This window comes from Sutterella sp. KLE1602, from assembly GCF_001578585.1.
Classification (GTDB): Bacteria; Pseudomonadota; Gammaproteobacteria; order Burkholderiales; family Burkholderiaceae_F; genus Sutterella; species Sutterella wadsworthensis_A.
On the sequence record NZ_KQ968570.1, the window covers coordinates 70063 to 90667 of the forward strand.

A 20605-nucleotide genomic window follows, 5' to 3' on the forward strand; every position below is an offset into this window, starting at 1 on the left:
GGTTTCCGGCACACCCATTTCGGATTCCAGCTCATGTCCTCCAAAAACCAAGAAAAGAACGACACGCCCGTCAATCGTCCCGTCGACAAGATCTTTGCGGAAAACCTCGGCTACACCTTCGGCGGCTGCGTGCGAGACCTCTCCGGCTCGCTCTTCAACAAGGAGGTGGCCAAGGCCGCCGGCGTGAGCCTGTGCCCGATTCCGCTTCTAGGCGGCGAGGAGAAGCGCCGCTTCAAGGCCTTCTGGGCGGCCAACCTTCAGGCCGTCGCCATGAGGACCGCCGTCGAGAACCTCCCCTCCTATGCCGACGAGAAGCTTCTGAAGAAGACGCTCTTCCAGATGCAGACCTTCGTCGACCAAGCCCTCGGACGTCCGCTCTTCTCGAAGCTCTCCCCCGAGGATCTCGACCGCTACAGCACGATCCGCTCGCGCATGACGCAGGCGGCCCTCACGCCCGGCGCCGACAAGGAGTCCATGGCCCGCACCTTCCTCGCGCTCGTTCACGGCACCGCGCCCGACTCCGTCCCCGATTCCCGCGTGAGCGACACCGCCGGCCACATCGGCATGTCCATGGGCCTCTTCAAGCGCCTGCTCGACATCTCGCTCAACTCTCCGAACTCCTGGGTTCGCGCCAAGTGACGCCATCCCGCGCAAGGTGAATGCCCAGGCGCCTGACGGGCGGCTCGATCGAGCCGCCTTTTTTGCGCCCGCCAAAAACGGGGCGCAGGCGTCGCCATGCCGCCTGCGCCCCTCTTTCTTTTCCGGGACGAGTCCTACTTGCCGCCCTTTTCAGCCTTCTCGGCCTTCTCGGACTTTTCCGTCTTTTCGGCCTTCTTCAGCTCGGCGCGCTTCGGGAACACGAGTCCGAAGAGATCCTCGAGCTCGGCCACGACCTTCTTGCGGCGCCCCTTCATCAGCTCTTTGAGAACACCGCGACAGACGGCGGCGAGCTCGGCGGGATCGAGCCTCAGGTCATAGGCCTCGCGGCGGGCGGCCTGCCTGACGGCAAGGCTCACGCAGAGCGCGGTGTAGCGGTTGCCGTCGACAGCTGCGAGTCCCGTCAGGAAGTCGAAAACGGCGCTGCGGCGCTCGGCAGGCGTGCGTGCGGCGCCCACGGTCTCGACGAGGGTCTCAAGACCCGCGAGCTTCTCGGGGTCGACCTTGTCCATGATGACGGGCACGAGGCCGCAGACAAGATCGGAGACGGCGTCCTCGAACTCCTCGGCGGGCAGCCCCGCGACGCTCAGAAGACGATCGGCGCGGTCGGCAAGCTCCTCGGGCGTGACGCTCCTCACGGTGGAGCCGCCGTGCTTGACGCGCTCGAGCACGCCCGCCTGATTAAGGGCCTCGATCGCCTTGCGAACCTTGTAGCGGGTGACGCCGAAACGCTCGGCAAGCTGCGCCTCGCTCTCAAGCTTGAATCCGGGCTTGGCGAAGCATTCAAACATGTAGGCGTCGAACGCCTCCCTGAAGGCCGCATCGGCTGCGCGGCGGGCCTGCGCCCTTTCTCTGACTGCGGCTCTGGTCATGATTGTTCCTCCTTGCATGACGGGCTTTGTTCGCCCATTGTAACCCTCCCGTTGAGCATATTTCGACTTAACATGAGCGTTTTTTGATCCTGCCGTGAAAGGCCTCAGGAAAACATCGTGTTCGATGAGCCGGAATGCGAAAAAAAACGCCGCGACGCGATGGCGTCCGGCGCTTTTTTCGACATTTTCGACTCCTTCGACTCTTGGATAGTCTCGTTCCCCGAGCCCGCATCAGCGGGACGGGACGGAGCCGTCTGAGGTTACTGCGGCAGGTTCATCTTGACGTCGTCGTCACCCGAGGCGGCGATGCGGCGCTCGATGGCCTCGGCCTCCTCGGACTTCTTCTCGGGCCTGGGACCCGGCTCGAGCACGGCGATGGACTCGACGTGGCCCGTGTGCGGGAACATGTTCATGATGCCGGCGGCGCGGATGTGCCAGCCGCCCTCATGATGAAGGATGGCGCAGTCGCGTGCGAGCGTCGCGGGGTTGCAGGAGACATAGACGATACGGGCGGGACGCTTGTCGGTGGCGGCGAGCACGCGGGAGAGCGCCAGGGCGCCTTCGCGCGGCGGGTCGATGAGGACGCGGTCGATGCCGCCCATCTTCTTCCAGAGGGCCTCCCAGTCCTGGTCGCACCACGTGAAGAGGTTGCGGGCCACGAAGTCGGTCTTCTCGGCGAGGCCGTTGTCGGCGGCGCCCTGACGGGCGCGGGCGACGAGCGCGTCGGAGCCCTCGATGCCGGTCACGTGCGAAGCGCACGTGGCGAGCGGGAGCGTGAAGTTGCCCAGACCGCAGAAGAAGTCGGCGACCTTGTGCTCGGGTTCCACGCCGAGCAGGCGAACGGCGCGGCTCACCATGGTCTCGTTGAGCTCATGGTTGACCTGCGTGAAGTCGGTCGGCTTGAAGTTGATGCGAACGCCGAACTCGGGAAGCTGGAGGCCGAGCGCGTTGATGTTGGCGGGATCGACCGGGTGGGCGGAGTCCGGACCCTTGGGCTGGAGCCAGATGTCGGCCTTGTGCTCGGCGCCGAAGGCGTTGAGCAGGGCCATGTCCCCATCGGTCGGCTCCTCGAGCGTGCGGAAGACGAGGGCCGTGCGTCCGTTGCCGCCGACGGCAACCTCGATCTGCGGCATGCGCTGGCGGATAGAGAGCTTGGAAACGAGCTCGCGCATCGGCATGATCATGTCGGAGACGTTCTTCGTGAGGATGTGGCAGCCCGTCATTTCGGCGACGTAGGAGGAGGACTTCTCATGGAAGCCGACGAGCACGCCGCCCTTCTTGGCGACGTCGCGGACCGTCAGGCGGGCGCGGTGACGGTAGTTCCAGAACGGACCGTAGATCGGCGTAATGATCTGTTCGGGACGAACGCGGCCGATGTGCCAGAGCGTGTCGATGAGCGTGCGCTCCTTGTAAGCGACCTGGGCGCGTGGCTCAAGGTGCTGCATGGCGCAGCCGCCGCAGCTGCCGGGACCGTGGCCGAACTTGGGGCAACGGGGCTCGACGCGCTGAACGCTCTCGCGGTGAACCTGGGCGACGCGACCGATCTCGAAGCTGGTCTTGTTGCGGATGCGCTCGTAGGTGACGAGCTCGCCCGGAAGGGCGCCCTCGATGAAGACGACCTTGCCGTCGTGATGACCCACGCCGCGGCCTTCCTGGTCGAGGCGCTCCACCTCGACGGTGAAGTATTCGGGGGTTTTCTCTTTGCGTCGTGCCATGACTCTTGACTCTCTATGTAAAACGGGGATCCCTGGGCGGCCGACTTCATCCGGCCGTCCTCAAAAATTCAGGTAGGAGACTTTACCAAAAAGAAGAGCGCCTGGCGGTGAAGCCGGCGCTCTTTTTTGACTGACTCTCCGAGGATCAGCGCTTGTTGAGGTACTTGAGCGGATCGACGCACTTGCCGGTCTCGCGGACCTCGAACCTCAGCGTGTCGCCCTTGAGGTCGGCGATCTTCTGGCCCGACTTGATCTTCGAGCCCTGGGAGACCGCCACGTTCTCAAGGCCGCCGTAGGCGGTGATGAGCGTCGGGCTGTGCTTGACGACGGCGAGCGTGCCCGAGTAGCCCTTGAGCGTGCCCACCCAGATGACTTCTCCCTGCATGGCCGCGACGACCACGTCGCCCTGCGTGCCCGCGATCTCAAGACCGAAGGTGTTCTTCGCGAAGTCGCTCTTGATCTTGCCCCTCACGGGCCAGATCATGCGCTGGCCCGGCGTGACGGCGTTGAGCTTCTGCTGGGCCTGGGACTTGGCCGCTTCGGCCTGGGTGCGGACCTTCTCGGCGGCAGCTTTGGCCTCGGCCTTCTTGCGGGCGGCTTCGGCGGCGTCAGCGGATGCAGCCGACGAGGTGGCGGTCGTTTCACCCGCAGCGGGCACCGTCTCGGCATTGCGGATCGGCGCAGTCTCAAGCACGGTGTCGTTCGTCACACGGTTGACGCGGACCTGCGGATTGCCCGTGTAGGCGCGGGGCGCGTTGACGGAGGCGGGAAGCCTCAGGACCTGCCCCAGACGCAGCTGCGTCGGATCGGTGATGGCGTTGAGCTGCTGGAGCTGTTCGGCGGAGAGGCCGTAGCGCACGGAGATGTTGTAGATGGTGTCGCCCACGGCCACCGTGTGGGTGCGGCCGGAGTCGACGATGCCGCCCGGCAGCAGGCTCGGCGTCTGGACGGGCGCGGTCGCGGCGCCGTCGCTGTAGGTGGAGTGGTCGACGACCGTAGCCGGGCCCATGTCCACGGAGGAGCAGCCCGACAGGAAGGCCGCGGCGGCGGCCGCGACGGAGATCGACAGAATGCGTACGGTTTTGTTCATGTCCTTGAACCTTCTTTCCTTTCCGTTCTATCCCTTGAATGTGCCTTGCGGATCTCAGACGGCGGGGCCGTCCATCCAGCCTCGGACCGTCGGGACCTGCTTGTAGTTCGTGAGGTCGACCTGCAGCGGCGTCACGGAGACATAGCCGTGGGAGGTCGCCCAGAAGTCCGTCCCCTCCTCTGCGTCGGCGGGCTTGCCCGCAGCGCCGAGCCAGTAGATCGGAAAGCCGCGCGGGCTCATCTCGCGGATGACGCTCTCGGCGCAGTTGCGCTTGCCCAGACGGGTGCCGCGGATGCCCTTGAGGGCCTCGACGGGCATGTTGGGCATGTTGACGTTGAGCAGAACGGCCCTTTCGTCCTCGCGCCTTTCAAGATAACGCTCGACGACGAGCTGCGCAATCTTCGCGGCGGAGTCGAGTTCGGCCCAGCCCTTGTCGATCTGCGAGAAGGCGATGGAGGGAACGCCGAAGAGGTAGCCCTCGATGGCCGCCGCGACCGTGCCCGAGTACATCGTGTCGTCGCCCATGTTGGCGCCGCAGTTGATGCCTGAGACGACGAGGTCGGGCTTCGGCAGAAGACCCGTGAGCGCGACGTGCACGCAGTCGGACGGCGTGCCCGAAAGCACGTATAGGCTGTCGCCGTCCTGATGCTCGACGGTGAGCGGACGGTTGAGCGTGAGCGAATTGGAGGCGCCGGAGTGGTTGTGGTCGGGCGCGACGACCGTCACGCGGCCGAAACGGCGCATGGCCTGCGCGAGCGCCTGAATGCCGGGCGCGCGGTAGCCGTCATCGTTGGAGACAAGAATGTGCATGGAAATCCTGCGGACTTCGGTGAATTGGATCGTCTGATTTTAGCCCATCGCGCCAGCAAGGGCGCGCCCGAACGGGCTCCGATCGCAGGATGCCGCGTCCGTTCTACAGATAGCGGCCCGAGAAGATCCTCTCCTCGGGGAACCTAAGCATGAACTTCGAGCCTTCGCCCGGAGTCGACTCGATGGAGAGCTCGCCTCCCGCACGCCGCATGACGTGCTTGACGATGGCCAGACCGAGGCCCGTGCCGCCCGTGTCCCTCGAGCGCCCCTTGTCGACGCGGTAGAAGCGTTCGGTGATGCGGGGCAGGTGCTCGGGCGGAATGCCGATGCCCGTGTCGGCAACCGTGAGGACGGCGCCCGTGCCCGTGCGCTTCCAGACCACCCTGATTCGGCCGCCTCTGGGCGTGTAGCGCACGGCGTTGGTGATGAGGTTGAGGACCGCGCTTCGGATCTCCTCGGGATGTCCGAGAAGCGAAAGGGGCTCGTGTGCGACCTCGAACTTGTGCTGCATCTTCGAGTAGGCCATGCCCTCGCGCACGGCGTCGTCGATGAGCGCGGACATGTCGATGAGCTCGGGCTGGTCTGTCCCCCGCTCGTCCCTGTTCTCGAGCTTCGAGAGCATCAGCAGGTCGTCCGTGAGGCGCTTCATGCGGGCCGTCTGGTCGCGCATGAGGGCGAGATGGCGCTTTCTGAGCTCGGGCGGCACGTCCATGTCCGCCAGATCGAGAAAGCCCGCGATGACGGTGAGCGGCGTGCGCAGCTCGTGGGAGACGTTGGCGACGAAGTCTCGGCGCATGTCGTCGACGCGGCGGCGTTCGGTGACGTCGTGCGTGACGATGATGGTGTGGCGCTCGTCGGGCGCGACGACGGCCGCATCGAGCAGCACGGAGCCGCCCGCGGTCTCAAGCGCATAATGGCGCGAGAAGTCGCGCGAACGCAGCCACGCGCAGAAGGCGGGCTGCGAGGCGATGAGCCTGTCGGTGAAGACGCTGCCGACGTCTTCGGACGTGATTCCCAGATGAACGCCCGCCATGGTATTGACCCATTCGATGACGCCGTCCTCGCCCTTGAGGATGACGACGCCCTCGGGCAAGAGCTCGAGCGTCTGGCGGTAGCGCGCGTCGCGCGCCTCGAGCCTTGCCTGCATGTAGCGCTCCTCGTCCACGATGAGCTTGCCCGCGTACACGGCGAGAAGCGCGAAGAACGAGACGCCCATGCAGAAGAAGATCGCGGCCGTGCCTGCCGCGACGCTCAGCCACAGGACGGCCGAGACGAGCGCGACCAGAATGAGGCCCCCGACAATCAGAATGCCGAGGAACTGCGTGCGGCGTCCACGAGCCGACAGTGCTTCGGGCATGGTGTCTCCTTTCTCAATCCTGTGCATGGGCGCGTGCTCGATCGTGCGGGGCGGTCGGGATGCGTGCCTGCGGGAGGTCAGTCAAGCGGGCGGCAGCGGTAGCCGACGCCCCTGACGGTTTCAATGAGGTTTTCCGCGGCCGTGCCAGCGAGCGCCTTGCGAAGACGAAGCATGTGCACGTCCACCGTGCGCTCGTCGACAAAGGAGTTGCCCCAGATGTTTTCAAGGAGCTGGCCGCGCGTGAAGACGCGTCCCGGACGGGAGGCGAACATCAGGAGCAGCCTGAACTCCTTGACGCTGAGCTTGAGGGGCATGCCGTCGGCCGTCGCCTCGAAGCGCGTCTCGTTCATGAGGAGCGGACCGCAGCGGACGATCTCCTCCTGGCGGTCGTCGGCGGGAGGCACTGCGGACTCGCGCGCCCTGCCCTCGGCGCTCGCGCGGCGAAGGACCGCGCGGATGCGGGCGGTGAGCTCCCTGGGCATGAAGGGCTTGACGACGTAGTCGTCGGCGCCTGCGTCCAGTCCCTCGACCCTGTCGGCCTCGTCGCCGCGGGCGGTGATCATCACGACGGGCACCGAGGCGCTGGCGGCGTCGGTGCGGACTTCGCGCAGGAAGTCGAACCCCGAGCCGTCAGGGAGCATCACGTCAAGCAGAATGAGGTCGAGTCCGCCCCGGCGCAGCGCTTCGCGCGCCTCGGCCAGGCTGGCGGCCTTGACGACCTCGTGGCCGTCTGTCTCGCAGATGAAGGCGAGGAGCTCGCGGATGGCGGTTTCGTCCTCGACGGTGAGCAGTTTTGCCATAGATGCCTTGTCGCAATTGTTGATGGGCGGATCAGCCTTCGGCAGAGCCGTTTCGGCAGGATTCCATTTTGCCAGTATAGAACTCGTGACGCACGTCCGCACCTTCCTCAATGTAGATGACGGCCTCGCAGACGTTCTTCACGTGGTCGCCCGTTCGTTCGAGCGAGCGGCCGATCCAAGTGAGCGCGATGGCGCCCTCGGTGGAGGACGGATCCTGCATCATGTGCACGATCAGGCTCCTGAGCGTCGTGCGGTAGACGTCGTCGACGAGCCTGTCGCGTGCGATGACCTCGCGGGCGAGGTTCGTGTCGAGTCGCGAGAGCGCGAGGATCGAGTCGTCGATCATGTGGGCGACCGTGTTGACGGCCATGATGATGGCGGAGCGGTTCTCAAGGAGAGAGTCGTCGAGTCCCTTGAGCTCTAGGACGCTGCCTGCCATGTTGCGGATTTCGTCACCCATGCGCTCGAAGTCGACGGAGACGCGGCTCATGCCGATGAGCGTGCGCAGGTCGCGGGCGGCAGGCTGGCGGCGGGCGAAGACGGATTCGATCTTCGCGTCGACGGAGACCTCGTAGCCGTTGACCTCGGCGTCGCGGGTCATGACGGAGCGGGCTTCGTCGGCGTCGAGCTTCTCGAGGGCGTCGGCCGCCTTGACGAGCTGCTCGCGCACGAGCCTGCCCATGGCGGTCACCTCGCCGAGGACCTCCTCGAGGTCGCGGTCGTAGCTTTTGACGATGTGGTTCATGATGTCGTTTCCTTTCGTTTTAGCCGAAGCGGCCGGTGATGTAGTCCTCGGTCGCCTTCTTCTGCGGACGGGTGAAGATGTCGGTCGTGGGACCGGTCTCGATCAGTTCGCCGAGGTAGAGGAAGGCCGTGTAGTCGGAGACGCGGGCGGCCTGCTGCATGGAGTGAGTGACGATGACGACCGTGTAGTCGTTCTTGAGCTCCTCAATGAGCTCCTCGATGCGGGCGGTCGAGATCGGGTCAAGGGCCGAGCACGGCTCGTCGAGCAGAAGGACCTCGGGCTTGACGGCAACGCCGCGGGCGATGCAAAGGCGCTGCTGCTGGCCGCCCGAGAGGCTCGTGCCGGGCTCGCGCAGCTTGTCCTTGACGTCGTTCCAGAGGGCGGCCTTCTTAAGGGCCCACTCGACGCGGTCGTCGAGCTCGGACTTCGCGACGTTCTCGCGCAAGCGGATGCCGTAGGCGATGTTGTCGTAGATGCTCATCGGGAACGGGGTCGGGCGCTGGAAGACCATGCCGACGCGGCTCCTGAGCGTGCAGTCGTCGATAGTGCCCGAGAGGATGTTGACGCCGTCGAGCATCAGCTCGCCTTCGGCGCGCTGGCCCGGATAGAGGGCGTACATGCGGTTGAAGGTGCGCAGGAGCGTCGACTTGCCGCAGCCCGACGGGCCGATGAAGGCCGTCACTCGGCCCTCGGGTATGGCGAGCGTGATGTGCTTGAGGGCATGGAACTTGCCGTACCACACGTTGAGGTCGTTCACCGCGATCTTCGTGGGAAGACCGTCAAGGTTCATCGCGGTCATGCTGTTCAGATCAATGCTGGTCATGTTCGTGTCTTTTCAAATTCAGTTCAATGTCGGCCGCATCCGTCTCAGCGGGAGCGGCGGCGTTCGCGCAGGATGATGGCGCCGAGGCTCATCAGGAAGACGAGCGCGACGAGGACGAGCGAGGTGCCGTACTGCAGGTGGCGGGTGCCCTCGATGTTCGTGCCGGAAGTGGCCATCACGTAGACGTGGTAGGGAAGCGCCATGACGGGCTCGAAGAGCGAGACGCCGTCCTTCTGGGTGAAGAAGACCGTGCCCGTGTACATCACGGCGGCGGTTTCACCTGCGGCTCGGGCGAGCGCGAGGATGGCACCCGTGAGGATGCCGGGGAGCGCGTTCGGCAGGATCACCTTCATGATCGTCTCGAAGCGCGTGGCGCCCAGGGCGAGCGAGGCTTCGCGCCAGTCCTGCGAGATCTGCTTGAGGGCCGTTTCCGTCGTATTGATGATGATCGGCAGGCTCAACACGGCAAGCGTGAGGATGCCGGAGAGAAGGCTCACGCCGAAGCCGCAGAAGACCACGAAGAACGTCAGGCCGAAGAGGCCGAATATGATCGACGGAACACCCGCGAGGTTCGCGATCGAGAGGCGGATCACGGTGATGACGGGCGAGTCGAGGTTGTACTCGTTGAGGAACACGGCGCTCATGACGCCGAGCGGCAGCGCGATCACGAGGGCGCCTGCGGCGAGGAGGAACGTGCCCACGATGCAGGGCCAGATGCCGCCTTCGCTCATCATGTTGCGCGGGGCTTCGGTGAAGAACTCCCAGGTCATGGCGGGCATGGCGTTCCAGAAGATGACGCCGAGCATCGAGACGAGCGAGAGCACGCACACGAGGGCGGCGCCGCGCATCACCGTGAAGCCTGCGAGGCCGGAGAGATTGCGCATCTTGAGATCTTTCATCATGCGCTCCTGAGGGAGAGACGGCGCGTGAAGTACCACGCGGCGAGGTTGAAGGCGAAGGTGATCAGGAAGAGGAGCAGACCCGCGGCGTAGAGCGCGTGGTAGTGCTCGCCGCCCACGGCGGCCTCAGCCATTTCGGCCGCAATGCCCGCCGTCATCGGACGGACCGGATCGAAGATGCTTTCGGGGATGATGCCCGCGCCGCCCGCCACCATCAGCACGACCATCGTTTCGCCGATGGCGCGCGAGAGGCCGAGCATGACGGAGGTGCCGATGCCGCCCATGGCCCAGCGAAGCTCGACGCGGCAGAGCGTCTCCCAGCGAGTGGCGCCAAGGGCGAGCGAGGCCTCGCGAAGCGCGCCCGGCACGTTCCTGAGCGCGTCCTCGGAAATCGAGGCGATCGTCGGGATGCACATGAAGGCGAGCATCAGGCCCGCGTTGAAGAGGTTGAGGCCGGTCGGGAGGTTGAACGTCTCCTGAAGCCACGGGGCGACGATCACCATGCCGATGAAGCCGATGACCACCGAGGGCAGCGCCGCCATCAGCTCGATGACGGGCTTGAGGATTCGGGCGGCCCAGGCGGGGACCGCGCAGTGAAGGGCCGCGGCGGTGAGCACGCCGAGCGGCACGGCGATGACGGCGGTGAGTACGGCGGCCGCAAAGGAGCCGACGATCATGGCGCCGAGACCGAAGACCGGCGGTTCGTCCGTCGGGTACCAGTCGGTCGTGAAGAGGAAGTCCCCGATGGGAACGTCCTTGAAGATCGGAAGGCCCTGTGCGAGCAGGAAGAGCACGATGGCCGTGAGCGCAAGCACGCTCACGCACGCCACGGTACCCGAGGCCCTTCTGAACAGCGTGTCTGCTGATCTGTAGTTGAGCATGAGGGATCCTTGGAACAGCTGGATCTTTTCTGGAGCAAAAGAAACGCCGGCCGAATCGAGGGCGATCGGCCGGCGTGCTTCAATCGGTTTTTCTGACCGCTTGCATCTCGCCGGTCAGGCGATTACTTGAGCGGAACGAAGCCGGACTTGGAGACGAACTGCTGGCCTTCGGCGGAGAGCGTGTAGTCGACGAGCTTCTTGGCGTCGCCCTGCGGCTGGCCGGAGGTGAAGAGGTAGAGTTCGCGGGAGATCGGCCACGTGCCGTCCTGAGCGGTCTTGGCACCGGGCTGGACGCCGTTCACGACGAGGCCCTTGATCTGGCTGTCGAGGTAGCCCACACCGATGTAGCCAATGGCGTTCGGATTGCCGGCAACGGCCTGAACGACGCCGCCGGAGGAGCTCTGGAGGAGAGCGCGCTGGGACACACGGGTCTTGCCCATGACGAGTTCCTGCCAGGATTCGAACGTGCCGGAGGAGGAGTCGCGACCGACCACGACCACGGGAGCGTCGGCACCGCCGAGTTCCTTCCAGTTCTTGATCTTGCCGGCGAAGAGGTCGCGCAGCTGCTCCATCGTAAGGGAGGCGACGGCGTTCTTCGGGGAGACGACAGGGATGATGGCGTCAAGGGCGACAGGGATCTTGACCGGATTGATGCCGTGGGCTTCGAAGTCCTTCTTTTCCTTGTCCTTGAGGTCGCGGCTCGACATGGCCACATCGGTCATCTTGTCGCGGAGCGCCTTGATGCCGTTGCCGGAACCCGTGCCGGAGATCGTCACGACAACGCCGGGGTTCTTCTGCATGAAGGCTTCGGAAACCTGCTGCATGACCGGAAGAACCGTCGTGGAGCCGTTGAGGTTGACCGTGCCGGCGGCAAACGTCGTACCGCAGGCGGCAAGGACGGAGGCGGCGCAGACGAAGGTCACGACGCGGCGGCGGGAAAAGATGGTGTTCTGCATGATGAATAAGTGTTCCATTCAGTTTTAAAAGTCGTGCAGGTGCTGTTCTCCTGTACGTGAACGCAGTATGAACACCCGGCTTGACGCCCCCGTGAACATTTCATGACGATTTCATGACACCCGAAACCCCGCCGCAGGGCCCTTTTTGCTTAAAAGCACTTAAGAAACGTTCTCATTTATTGAGCAAGATCAAATCCCGAGTGATTTGGTCGGATTCTTATTCGGGGCTTAACCACCCCCGGTCCGAGTCGGGTTAGCATGTGTCACATGGAAAGGGACATCAGGGGTTCCAATCTCCTCCCCTTCGCTCTGCCAGAGGCCGGCAGCGCGATTGTTCCTCTTCCGGTCCTTTAGCGGAATCTGGTAGTTCCGCGCCCCTTCAACGCCCGACCGGCATTTGGTCGGGCGCTTTTTTTTTTGCGGTCCGCGCGGCGAAGACACACCTTCAGAAACTTCTTCAGAAACTTCTGCCCGTCAAATCTCCTGTACAAGAAGCCGCTAGTTCGTTGTCTGACAAAATTGCCTGAGCTAAGGCCCCCCGAGATAAAAAAGGGAGGACTCCCTGCGGAATCCTCCCCTTGTCATCCTGTCGGCCCGTCAGGCTGCAGGAGCGTCAGCGGACGAAGGCCTTCTGCGCATCGATCGGCAGTGCGCGATAGCCCATACCGCCCTTGAGGTGCATCTCGAAAGCAGGCTTCGTTTCGCCCCAGCGGAATTCCGTCAGGACGGGCGCGGGGCCGGTCTTGCTGCCCGTGCCGATGCTCGCCCAGTAGACGACGACCGAATTCTTGTCGGCCTGATACTCGACGGAGGACGTGATCGGCGAGTAGAGCTCATGGCCGCGTTCCTTGCCGTACTCCCAGACCTGCTCGACGGTCATAGCCTTCTGGTCGATCTTGTAGACGACGGCACGGCTGTACTTCTCGTTCTGGTCCTCGGGCTGCACGAAGGCGCGGCCGTCGCCGTTGTCAAAGACGGAGACGTAGACAATGTCGCCCTTGCTCAGCTCATCGATCTTCCAGGCAGTGTGCTGCGTCCAGGTCCAGTCGAAGCCGCCCTCGCACTTGCCGATGCGGCACGAGAGGGGCCTGCCGTCCTTGCCGACGGGCGTGAGGACCTTGTCCTTCAGACCGTCGCGCCAGCCGTTCGGGGCGGCGAGGATCCACTTCACCTGCTTGTCACGGCCGATCTTGACGACGGCGGACTGGTGGCGGGAGGAGAGGATGATCGAGTCGTCGACGGGGTCGTGGTCGACTGAGTTGACGTGGGCCCAGTTGCGGCCCGCACCCGTGCCCGCGATGTCACCGAAGGCGTGCTGGGCCTCGAGCTTGGCGAGCTGCTCGGCGGAAAGCGTCTTGCCCGACTGCGACGTGTCGATGTTGAGGCAGACGGCGCCCTGGTCAATCGACTTGAGGACGATGTTGCGGTTCGGATCAAGAATCTCGAAGAGGCGCCATTCGTCGACGACCTCGCCCGAGGCGTCGACCTCGATGATCACGTCGCGGACCGTGCGCACGCGCGTGTCGTCGGCGCGCCTGAGGTCGGGCGAAGCGACGCGCAGGAAGTAGCCGCCGTTTTCAGCGGGCATCATCGCGTGGCTGAAGTCGGCGTAGTTGGCGGGCAGGCGGCGGTTGAAGACCTTGCGGCCGAGTAGATCGTACTTCGCATAGTGCTGGCCGTAGCCCCAGGAGAGCGCGCCGTCGGCGTTCTGATGGAAGCCCATCATGATGCCCGCGTCGTAGAGCGACTCGGGATCATAGATGCGGTCGGCCTTCATGTACCAGCGGATCTCGCCCTTCGTGTCGAGAATCGCGTTTCGCGGCGGATTGTTCCACTGCAGGGCGCCGCCCACGGGATTGTTCCAGACCGCGCGACTCGCGCGCACATCGGCTGCGCCGAGATTGTTGATGAAGTAGAGGCGATCTGAGAATTCCTTGGGCGCGGGCGTCGTCACCTTGGCCGTCATGAAGTTCTGGGCAATCGCGGGATTTCCCGTCGTTTCAAGCCAGGCAGGCTGCGTGTTGATCACGTAGCTTTCCGTCACGGTCTTCTCCTCGCCCTGAAAGACGCGCGTATAGGTCACCTCGACCGTATTGCGCCAGCCCGCGTAGAGGCCGAAGACGGGAATGCCGCCGTGCGTGCGCAGGGTCTGCGGGCCAACGTCGTACTTGATCTCCTGGCCACCCTCCTTCGGGACGATGCGCACGGTCGCATGCTTGAGGACGTAGCCGCCGTTCCTGATGACGGCAGTGAGGGGCGCAAGCCCGTAGGGATTCACGATCGTCTCGCCGAGCGTGCCCTGCACGGCATAGCCCACCTTGAGGCCGCTCGGGCCGCCGACGGCGTGGGACGGAGCGGCAAAGGCCGCGGCGAAGATGCCGGCGACGACCGGCAGAAGTTTGAATGCAGTACGCACTATCCTCTCCTCTTTTTCTGAGCGCCGGCTGCGGCGTGCGCAGGCGGCATCCTTCGATCTTAGCAAAGCCTGCCCGATGAAAGCGCAAGAAGGGGCATGAAGGCTCAAACGCAAAAGTCCCGCAGGCGGACGCCGGACGGGACTTCGGGTACGCGTCGGAAGTTCGGACGCGCATATGTCGACTTATGCAAATCAGCCGCGCAGCGACTCGATCGTCTCGAGCATCTTCAGTTGGCCGGGGCAGTTGTCCTCACCGAAGCGCTCGACGTCGATGCGAGCGAGGCGACGGACGATTTCAAGGCTCGTGGCGTGGAGTGCGTAGGGGCAGCCCTGGTCCCTGATGTGCGCGACGATGCCGTCGACGGAGCCGTAGATGCCGTCGGCGAGAATGGCGCGGGCCTGTGCGACGCGCTGGAAGTTGTCGCCCCTGTAGTCGGGGATCACGCGGTCCTCGGTGAAGCCGCGGTCGGCGATGTCGCGAAGCTCGGCGGAGAAGTCGAACTTGTGCGCGCAGAGCTCCTCGGTGCTCATGCCGCCGAAGACCGTCTCAAGGTGCTCGAGCCATTCTCGAGTGCGGTTCCCCGCCTTGTCGCGGGCGAGCGGGTTGAGATCCTCCCAGCGGTCGATGACGTAATCGAGCGCCTGAACGACGGCGAACTGCGAGTACATGAGACCCGCCTGATCGGTCTCGCTCCTCATGGTGTTGAAAAATGCACTGACGGCTTCCTGCGGCGTCATGACGTCTCTCCTTGGGTCGTGGAATCGAAAGGCGCCCGCCGCGTGCGGACGCCTGCATCATGAATGTTAGACCGCGAACCTCAAGGGAACCTTACGGCTCGAAACGACCGGAGGCCCCCGGGCGCTAGGTACGGATGAAAAAAAAGAGGCTGTTCATTTCTGAACAACCTCTTTTCCTGGATTTGGTCGGGGCGGCGGGATTCGAACTCGCGACCCCTTGCACCCCATGCAAGTGCGCTACCAGGCTGCGCTACGCCCCGAAGGATTTGAAGTTTATCCTAGCTTGCCGAAAAAAGCAAGAGCATTTCTTCAAATACCATATTTACGTGATAGCCCTGCCTTTTTGCAGGCGTTTTCAGCCCTTCTTCTTCTCACGAAGCTTCGCAGTGACGCGGGTGTTGAGAGTGTCGGAGGACTGGTAGCAGACCACCGTACGCTCCTCGAGCATGACCGTTTCGCCCGTCCAGGGGTTCCGGGCGGGTCTCGGCGCCTTGTAGCGCACGGAGAACCTGCCCAGTCCCGAGAGCTTGACCATATGTCCCTGCACGAGATGGTCGAAGATCATGTCGAAGAACTCCGCCACGAAGGCGCGGCTCTCGGCGACATCGAACCCGTGCTCCTCGCAGAGCAGATCGACCAGGTCCGCCCTCTTGAAGCAGGGCGTGCCGTAGTCCAGGTCTTCGTCCTCGGACGCGAGCTTCGGGGCGGGCCTTGCGGCCGTGTCACGCACCTTGCGCTCGGGCTTGGGCTCGGGGGCGGGCGGCGGAACCGCGGGCTCTTCGGGCTCGTTCTCCCAGTCGTCGGGGAAGAGGACACCAGATTCAGTGAAGGATTTCATAAGGATTCTCGACCTGCGCCCTCACGGAGAGGGCGCAGATCGCAGGATGAAGACGTTGATCAAGCGCGAAGGCGTGCACCGGCACGTTCGAGCACCTCGACGAGGGCCTGCATCGTTGCATCAGCCTCTGCGTCCGTAAGGGCCTCCTCGCCCGTCGAGTTGAGCTCGACGGCAAAGGCAAGCGACTTCTCGGCATCGCCCTCGTCGGTCTTCGGACGATAGAGGTCGAAGAGACCGAAAGAGACGAGCGCGCCGAGACGGGCGTCGGAGACGCGGGCGTCGTTGACGGCGTCCATGAGAACCTGCACTTCAAAGTCGGCAGGTACCACGACGGCGACGTCGCGGCGCATCGGCTGGAACTTGCTCACGGGCGTGTAGCGCGGCAGCTCGAGCGTGAGAAGCGGCTCGACCTCAAGCTCGAAGACGACCGGCGCATTGGGCAGGCCGTATTCGTGCACGAGCTTCGGATGAAGTTCGCCGATGAAGCCGACACGCTTTTCGCCGACGTAGATGGCGGCGCTGCGACCCGGATGAAGGGCGGGGAAGACCTCCTTCACGAAGCGGGCCTTGAGCGGAGCGACGAGGCGCTCGACGTCGCCCTTGACGTCGTAGAAGTCGACGCGGCGGGCTTCGACGCCCCACTGAACGTCGCTGGCCGTGCCGTAGGCGAGGCCTGCGATGTGGGACGGTTGGCGCACGCCCTTGACGGACCACGGACCGTCAAGCACGGCGGGATCCGGGAAGAACACGCGGCCGAGCTCAAAGACGCGGACTCGTTCGGCCTTGCGGTTGAGGTTGTACTTCAGGATGTCGACGAGACCGCCCACGAGCTGCGTGCGCATGACGGAAAGCTGGCTCGCGATCGGGTTGAGCAGGCGGATCGGCGCGTCGTTGCCGGCGAAGTCCTTTTCCCAGGCTTCGGGCACGAACGAGAAGTTGATGAGCTCCTGATAGCCGAGGACGGCCATTTCACGGCGAAGCGCGTGACCCGTGCGGGAGGCCTCCTTCGGAGACTTCATCGCAATGCGGGCGAGCGGCGGACGGTCGGGAAGCTTTTCGTAGCCGTAGAGACGGGCAACCTCCTCGATGAGGTCCTCCTCGATCTCGATGTCGAAGCGGTGCGACGGAGCCTGAACCGTGAAGACCTCGCCGTCGAACGTGTATTCGAAGCCGAGGCGCGTGAACGTGTTGTGCATGGCCTCGACGGGGATGTCCATGCCGACCACCTTCAGGCAGCGGGCGACACGCATCGTGACGGGCTTCCTTTCGGGGAGGTTGACGATCTGGTCGTCGACCGGGCCCACGCGGGTTTCGGACGTGCCACAGATCTCGAGGACGAGGCGCGTGACGTATTCCATGTGCTGGGCGTTCGTGCCGAAGTCGACGCCGCGCTCGAAGCGGTAGGCGGCGTCCGTCGAGAAGTTGAGCTTGCGGCAGCGGCCCTGGATGGCGAGCTGCTGCCAGAAGGCGGCCTCGATGAAGAGGTCGGTCGTCGTTTCGGAGACGGAGCTCTTTTCGCCGCCCATGATGCCGGCGATGCACGACGGCGTGTCGCCGTCGCAGACCACGCCGTAGTAGGGCGTGAGTTCGACCGTCTGCTCGTTGAGCAGCTTCAGGCTTTCGCCTTCGCGGGCCCAGCGCACGGTGATGCGGTCGCCTTCAAGCTTGGCGAGGTCGAAGAAGTGCGTCGGACGGCCGAGCTCGAGCATGACGTAGTTCGAGATGTCGACGAGCGCGGAGATGTGGCGCATGCCGGCGCGCTCGAGGCGGTCGCGCATCCACTGCGGCGTCTCGGCGGCGGGATTGAGGTTGCGGATCACGCGGCCCGTGAAGCGGCCGCAGAGGTCGGGGGCTTCGATCACGACGGGCTTGACGCATTCGCACGTGGCGGGCACCGGATCCATGGCGGGCATGACGAGCGGAGCGCCGGTCACGGCATGGAGATCGCGGGCGACTCCCGTAACGGAGAGCGCGTCGCCGCGGTTCGGCGTGAGCTTGATCTCGATCTTGGAGTCGTCGAGCCTGGCGTACTCGCGGATGTCCGTGCCGATCGGCGCGTCTTCCGGAAGAATCCAGATGCCGTTGTGCTCTTCGCTGATGCCGAGTTCGCGGGCGGAGCAGAGCATGCCCATGGACACGACGCCGCGCAACTTGGACTTCTTGATCTTGAAGTCGCCCGGCAGGACGGCGCCGATCGTGGCGCAGGCGACCTTGATGCCGGCGCGCACGTTCGGGGCGCCGCAGACGATCTGGAGCGTTTCGCCCGTGCCGGCATTCACTTCGCAGACGTGCAGATGGTCGGAGTTCTCATGATCGCGGCAGGTGAGGACCTCGGCGACGACTACGCCCGTGAAGGCGGGAGCCACGCTCGTGACCTCCTCGACTTCAAGGCCGGCCATCGTGAGCGTTTCGGCAAGCTCTTCGGTGCTGAGCTGCGGATTGCAATATTGACGCAGCCACTCTTCTGTAAACAGCATTTCAGTAATTCCTTTCGATGGTTGGCCCGGTTAGTTGAACTGACGCAGGAAGCGCAGGTCGCCTTCGAAGAAGAGGCGCAGGTCGTCGATGCCGTAGCGGAGCATCGTGAGGCGCTCGAGGCCGGAGCCGAACGCGAAGCCGATGTGCTTTTCAGGATCGAGGCCGAAGTTGCGCACGACGTTCGGGTGCACTTCGCCGGCGCCCGAGATCTCGAGCCACTTGCCCTTGCGCGGGCCGCTCGTGAACATCATGTCAACTTCAACGGACGGCTCGGTGAACGGGAAGTAGGACGGACGGAAGCGAACGACGAGGTCATCCGTCTCGAAGAAGCGGCGCAGGAAGTCGCTGTAGACGCCCTTGAGGTCGGTGAAGCTCACGTCGTCACCGATCCACAAGCCTTCGACCTGATGGAACATCGGGGAGTGCGTAGCGTCGGAGTCGACGCGGTAGGTGCGGCCCGGGGCGATGATCTTGATCGGAGCCTCATGCGTGCGGGCGTAGCGAACCTGCATCGGAGAGGTGTGCGGACGCAGCGGCAGCTGGCGGCCTTCCTCGTCGCAGCGGTCCACGTAGAACGTGTCCTGCATGGAGCGGGCGGGATGGTTGGGCGGGTTGTTGAGGGCCGTGAAGCTGAACCAGTCGCTTTCGATTTCGGGACCGTCGGCAACGTCGAAGCCGATGGAGCGGAAGATCTCCTCGATGCGCATCCATGTGCGCATGACGGGGTGGATGCCGCCTTCGGTGCGGACGCGGCCCGGAAGGGTCACGTCGATCGCTTCGCTGGCGAGCTTGGCCTGCATGGCGGCCTGAGCGAGCTGTTCGCGGCGGGCGTTGAGCGCGGCTTCGATAGCGGCCTTGGCCTTGTTGATTTCCTGACCGCGGGCGCGGCGCTCTTCGGGCGCGAGCTGGCCGAGGCTCTTCATGAGAGCCGTCACGGCGCCGCTTTTGCCGATGTACTTGGCCTTGGCGTCTTCCAGGGCAGCGGGCTGCTCTGCCTGAGCGAAGTCCTGACGCGCGGACTCGATGAGTTCGGAAAGATCCTGCATGTTCACTGATCTCGACTTTGATGTTGTAAAACCGGGCGGGATCACCCGTCCGGTCCATGGCGGCCGCGCATCCTCATCCGAGGGTAACGCCTGACGCGGAGGATGCCTGCTGCGACAGCCTGTTGCGAAAAAAGGCCCGAATGGTCTCCGGCTTCTTTTCGCAAGAGGCTCCCATCGCAAGAGAGGACCGACGAAAAATCTTATTTTACAACGACTTGTCTGCATTCCCAAAATTTTGAAGAACCGGAAAGCGCGAAAGCCGGCGGCTAAAGCCGTCGGCTTTCGGGTTGTGATTGCTCAGGGACGCGGTCAGGCGACGAAGCGCATCACGATCATGCCAAGGCAGGCCATGAAGACGCTGTTGAACATGAGCAGCGGCCAGTACTTCTTCGGGCAGTTGGCCACGCCGAGAAGACGGCCCATGTACTGGATCTGGGAGGCCATCAGAATGAAGGCCGGCGCGAGAATCGTCACGTCATGGGCGTTGAGCTGGCCGGCAGCGGCCAGGCTGGCGGCAACGCCGACACCGGCGCCGCAGGAGAGCCACGTGGCGAGAAGCACCGTGATGGCCTCGCCCGGAAGGTCGAAGGCGCCCATCACGCCGCCGCAGGTGTCGCCGAGGAACTTCATGACGCCGAAGAGATTCAGCATGTACGTGAGCACGAAGGCCATCAGCACGTTCGGCAGCAGGCTGTAGAGACCGATGTCGAGACCCTTGCGCAGGCCGACGATGAAGATGTCGAAGGGATTCTTCGAGGTGGTGGAGTGATTAGTCATTTTCGAAGTCCTTGCGATAAACGGTGCTGAGGATGGTGCGGATCAGAGCGCCGCCCACGAACTTGAGGACCAGAATGAGGGCCATCGGGATCCAGACCTTCACGGTGAAAAGCGTGAAGAGACCGGAGACGGTGGAGTAGTAGTTGGACACGCAGCCCGCGCCCGTATACTGCCAGGCGCAGATCGTCACGAGGTTCTTCGTCGTGATGCGGCCTTCGTCGTGCAGGGCGCGCGTGATGGCGGCGCCGCCGTCGGTGGACTGAAGGTCGGTGATGAGGGCAAGGCCCGTGTAGCCCGGCACGCCGAGGATCGGCTTGAGGAGCGGCGTCAGGATGACCTGAGCGGCACGCAGAGCGCCGTAGAAGGAGAGCACCTCAATGAGGCCCATGGCGAGCATGACACCGGGGAACAGATTGAGGGAGAAGAGGAAGCCCGCGCGGGCGCTGAAGCCGCCGGAGCCCTGAAAGTTGCTGGCCGTGCCGGCGATGGTGCCGTACTTGCCGATGAGGGTCGTGTAGTCGAAGGCGCCGAGCCACTTGTAGGCGTCGGGCATCTTGTAGAAGACGCCGGAGAAGATGATGATGGCAAGCGCGAGCGCGATGTACGCGCCGAAGCCCACCTTCGGATTCTCCTCGCAGGCAGTCTGAGTCTTGGGATCCGCCATGAGTCTTGTCCTTTTTCGGAGGGAGGGTTGAAGTGAAGACGAT

19 protein-coding genes and 1 tRNA gene are annotated in these 20605 nt (G+C 64.2%); 1 reads left to right on the forward strand and 19 read right to left on the reverse strand.

Annotated elements, in window-relative coordinates; genetic code table 11:
* Nucleotides 1-33 precede the first annotated feature (33 nt).
* Nucleotides 34-639 carry a hypothetical protein gene (locus HMPREF3036_RS10085; RefSeq protein ID WP_005433483.1) on the forward strand — a complete coding sequence of 202 codons (606 nt, stop codon included), beginning with the start codon at nt 34-36 and terminating at the stop codon, nt 637-639.
* A gap of 134 nt (nt 640-773) precedes the next feature.
* Here the strand turns inward: HMPREF3036_RS10085 and HMPREF3036_RS10090 are convergent, their stop codons facing one another.
* The 19 genes from HMPREF3036_RS10090 to HMPREF3036_RS10180 form a co-directional block, all read right to left on the reverse strand.
* Nucleotides 774-1529, reverse strand: a complete 756-nt coding sequence (locus tag HMPREF3036_RS10090) for a GntR family transcriptional regulator (RefSeq protein WP_005433482.1) — start codon at nt 1527-1529, stop codon at nt 774-776.
* A gap of 260 nt (nt 1530-1789) precedes the next feature.
* Complete coding sequence (rlmD, locus tag HMPREF3036_RS10095) at nt 1790-3244, reverse strand: 23S rRNA (uracil(1939)-C(5))-methyltransferase RlmD (RefSeq protein ID WP_062334171.1); 1455 nt, start codon at nt 3242-3244, stop codon at nt 1790-1792.
* Nucleotides 3245-3389: 145 nt separating this feature from the next.
* Nucleotides 3390-4334, reverse strand: a complete 945-nt coding sequence (locus HMPREF3036_RS10100) for a M23 family metallopeptidase (RefSeq protein ID WP_082897455.1) — start codon at nt 4332-4334, stop codon at nt 3390-3392.
* 54 nt (nt 4335-4388) lie between these two features.
* Nucleotides 4389-5144: a 5'/3'-nucleotidase SurE gene (surE, locus tag HMPREF3036_RS10105; protein ID WP_062334175.1), complete on the reverse strand. Its 756-nt coding sequence runs from the start codon at nt 5142-5144 to the stop codon at nt 4389-4391.
* A gap of 103 nt (nt 5145-5247) precedes the next feature.
* The gene (gene phoR, locus HMPREF3036_RS10110; RefSeq protein WP_005433475.1) at nt 5248-6501 is read right to left on the reverse strand and encodes a phosphate regulon sensor histidine kinase PhoR; all 1254 of its coding nucleotides are present in this window, start codon (nt 6499-6501) and stop codon (nt 5248-5250) included.
* Between the two features lie 77 nt (nt 6502-6578).
* Nucleotides 6579-7301, reverse strand: coding sequence for a response regulator (locus HMPREF3036_RS10115; RefSeq protein ID WP_005433474.1), 723 nt, complete (start codon nt 7299-7301; stop codon nt 6579-6581).
* Nucleotides 7302-7332: 31 nt separating this feature from the next.
* Nucleotides 7333-8046, reverse strand: a complete 714-nt coding sequence (gene phoU, locus HMPREF3036_RS10120; protein ID WP_005433473.1) for a phosphate signaling complex protein PhoU — start codon at nt 8044-8046, stop codon at nt 7333-7335.
* Nucleotides 8047-8065: 19 nt separating this feature from the next.
* Nucleotides 8066-8869, reverse strand: coding sequence for a phosphate ABC transporter ATP-binding protein PstB (gene pstB / locus HMPREF3036_RS10125; RefSeq protein ID WP_005433472.1), 804 nt, complete (start codon nt 8867-8869; stop codon nt 8066-8068).
* A gap of 44 nt (nt 8870-8913) precedes the next feature.
* Nucleotides 8914-9771, reverse strand: a complete 858-nt coding sequence (gene pstA, locus HMPREF3036_RS10130) for a phosphate ABC transporter permease PstA (RefSeq protein ID WP_231853626.1) — start codon at nt 9769-9771, stop codon at nt 8914-8916.
* Entirely contained in the window at nt 9768-10649 is an 882-nt protein-coding gene (pstC, locus tag HMPREF3036_RS10135; protein WP_005433470.1) for a phosphate ABC transporter permease subunit PstC, read from the reverse strand. The genes pstA and pstC overlap by 4 nt, the downstream gene beginning before the upstream one ends.
* A gap of 122 nt (nt 10650-10771) precedes the next feature.
* Entirely contained in the window at nt 10772-11605 is an 834-nt protein-coding gene (locus HMPREF3036_RS10140; RefSeq protein ID WP_062334219.1) for a PstS family phosphate ABC transporter substrate-binding protein, read from the reverse strand.
* Between the two features lie 613 nt (nt 11606-12218).
* Nucleotides 12219-14021: an aryl-sulfate sulfotransferase gene (locus HMPREF3036_RS10145; RefSeq protein WP_062334181.1), complete on the reverse strand. Its 1803-nt coding sequence runs from the start codon at nt 14019-14021 to the stop codon at nt 12219-12221.
* A gap of 192 nt (nt 14022-14213) precedes the next feature.
* The gene (locus tag HMPREF3036_RS10150) at nt 14214-14759 is read right to left on the reverse strand and encodes a hypothetical protein (protein ID WP_005433563.1); all 546 of its coding nucleotides are present in this window, start codon (nt 14757-14759) and stop codon (nt 14214-14216) included.
* Between the two features lie 183 nt (nt 14760-14942).
* Nucleotides 14943-15019: transfer RNA gene (locus HMPREF3036_RS10155), tRNA-Pro, on the reverse strand.
* A gap of 95 nt (nt 15020-15114) precedes the next feature.
* A complete protein-coding gene (locus HMPREF3036_RS10160; RefSeq protein ID WP_005433566.1) occupies nt 15115-15597 on the reverse strand; it encodes an integration host factor subunit alpha in 483 nt (160 codons plus the stop codon).
* Between the two features lie 59 nt (nt 15598-15656).
* A complete protein-coding gene (gene pheT, locus HMPREF3036_RS10165) occupies nt 15657-18074 on the reverse strand; it encodes a phenylalanine--tRNA ligase subunit beta (RefSeq protein ID WP_005433567.1) in 2418 nt (805 codons plus the stop codon).
* A 30-nt stretch (nt 18075-18104) separates the two neighbouring features.
* Entirely contained in the window at nt 18105-19121 is a 1017-nt protein-coding gene (gene pheS / locus HMPREF3036_RS10170) for a phenylalanine--tRNA ligase subunit alpha (protein WP_005433568.1), read from the reverse strand.
* A gap of 309 nt (nt 19122-19430) precedes the next feature.
* Nucleotides 19431-19898: a YjiG family protein gene (locus HMPREF3036_RS10175; RefSeq protein ID WP_005433569.1), complete on the reverse strand. Its 468-nt coding sequence runs from the start codon at nt 19896-19898 to the stop codon at nt 19431-19433.
* Entirely contained in the window at nt 19891-20562 is a 672-nt protein-coding gene (locus HMPREF3036_RS10180; protein ID WP_005433570.1) for a hypothetical protein, read from the reverse strand. Before HMPREF3036_RS10180 ends, HMPREF3036_RS10175 begins: the two co-directional genes overlap by 8 nt.
* Between the last annotated feature and the right edge of the window lie 43 nt (nt 20563-20605).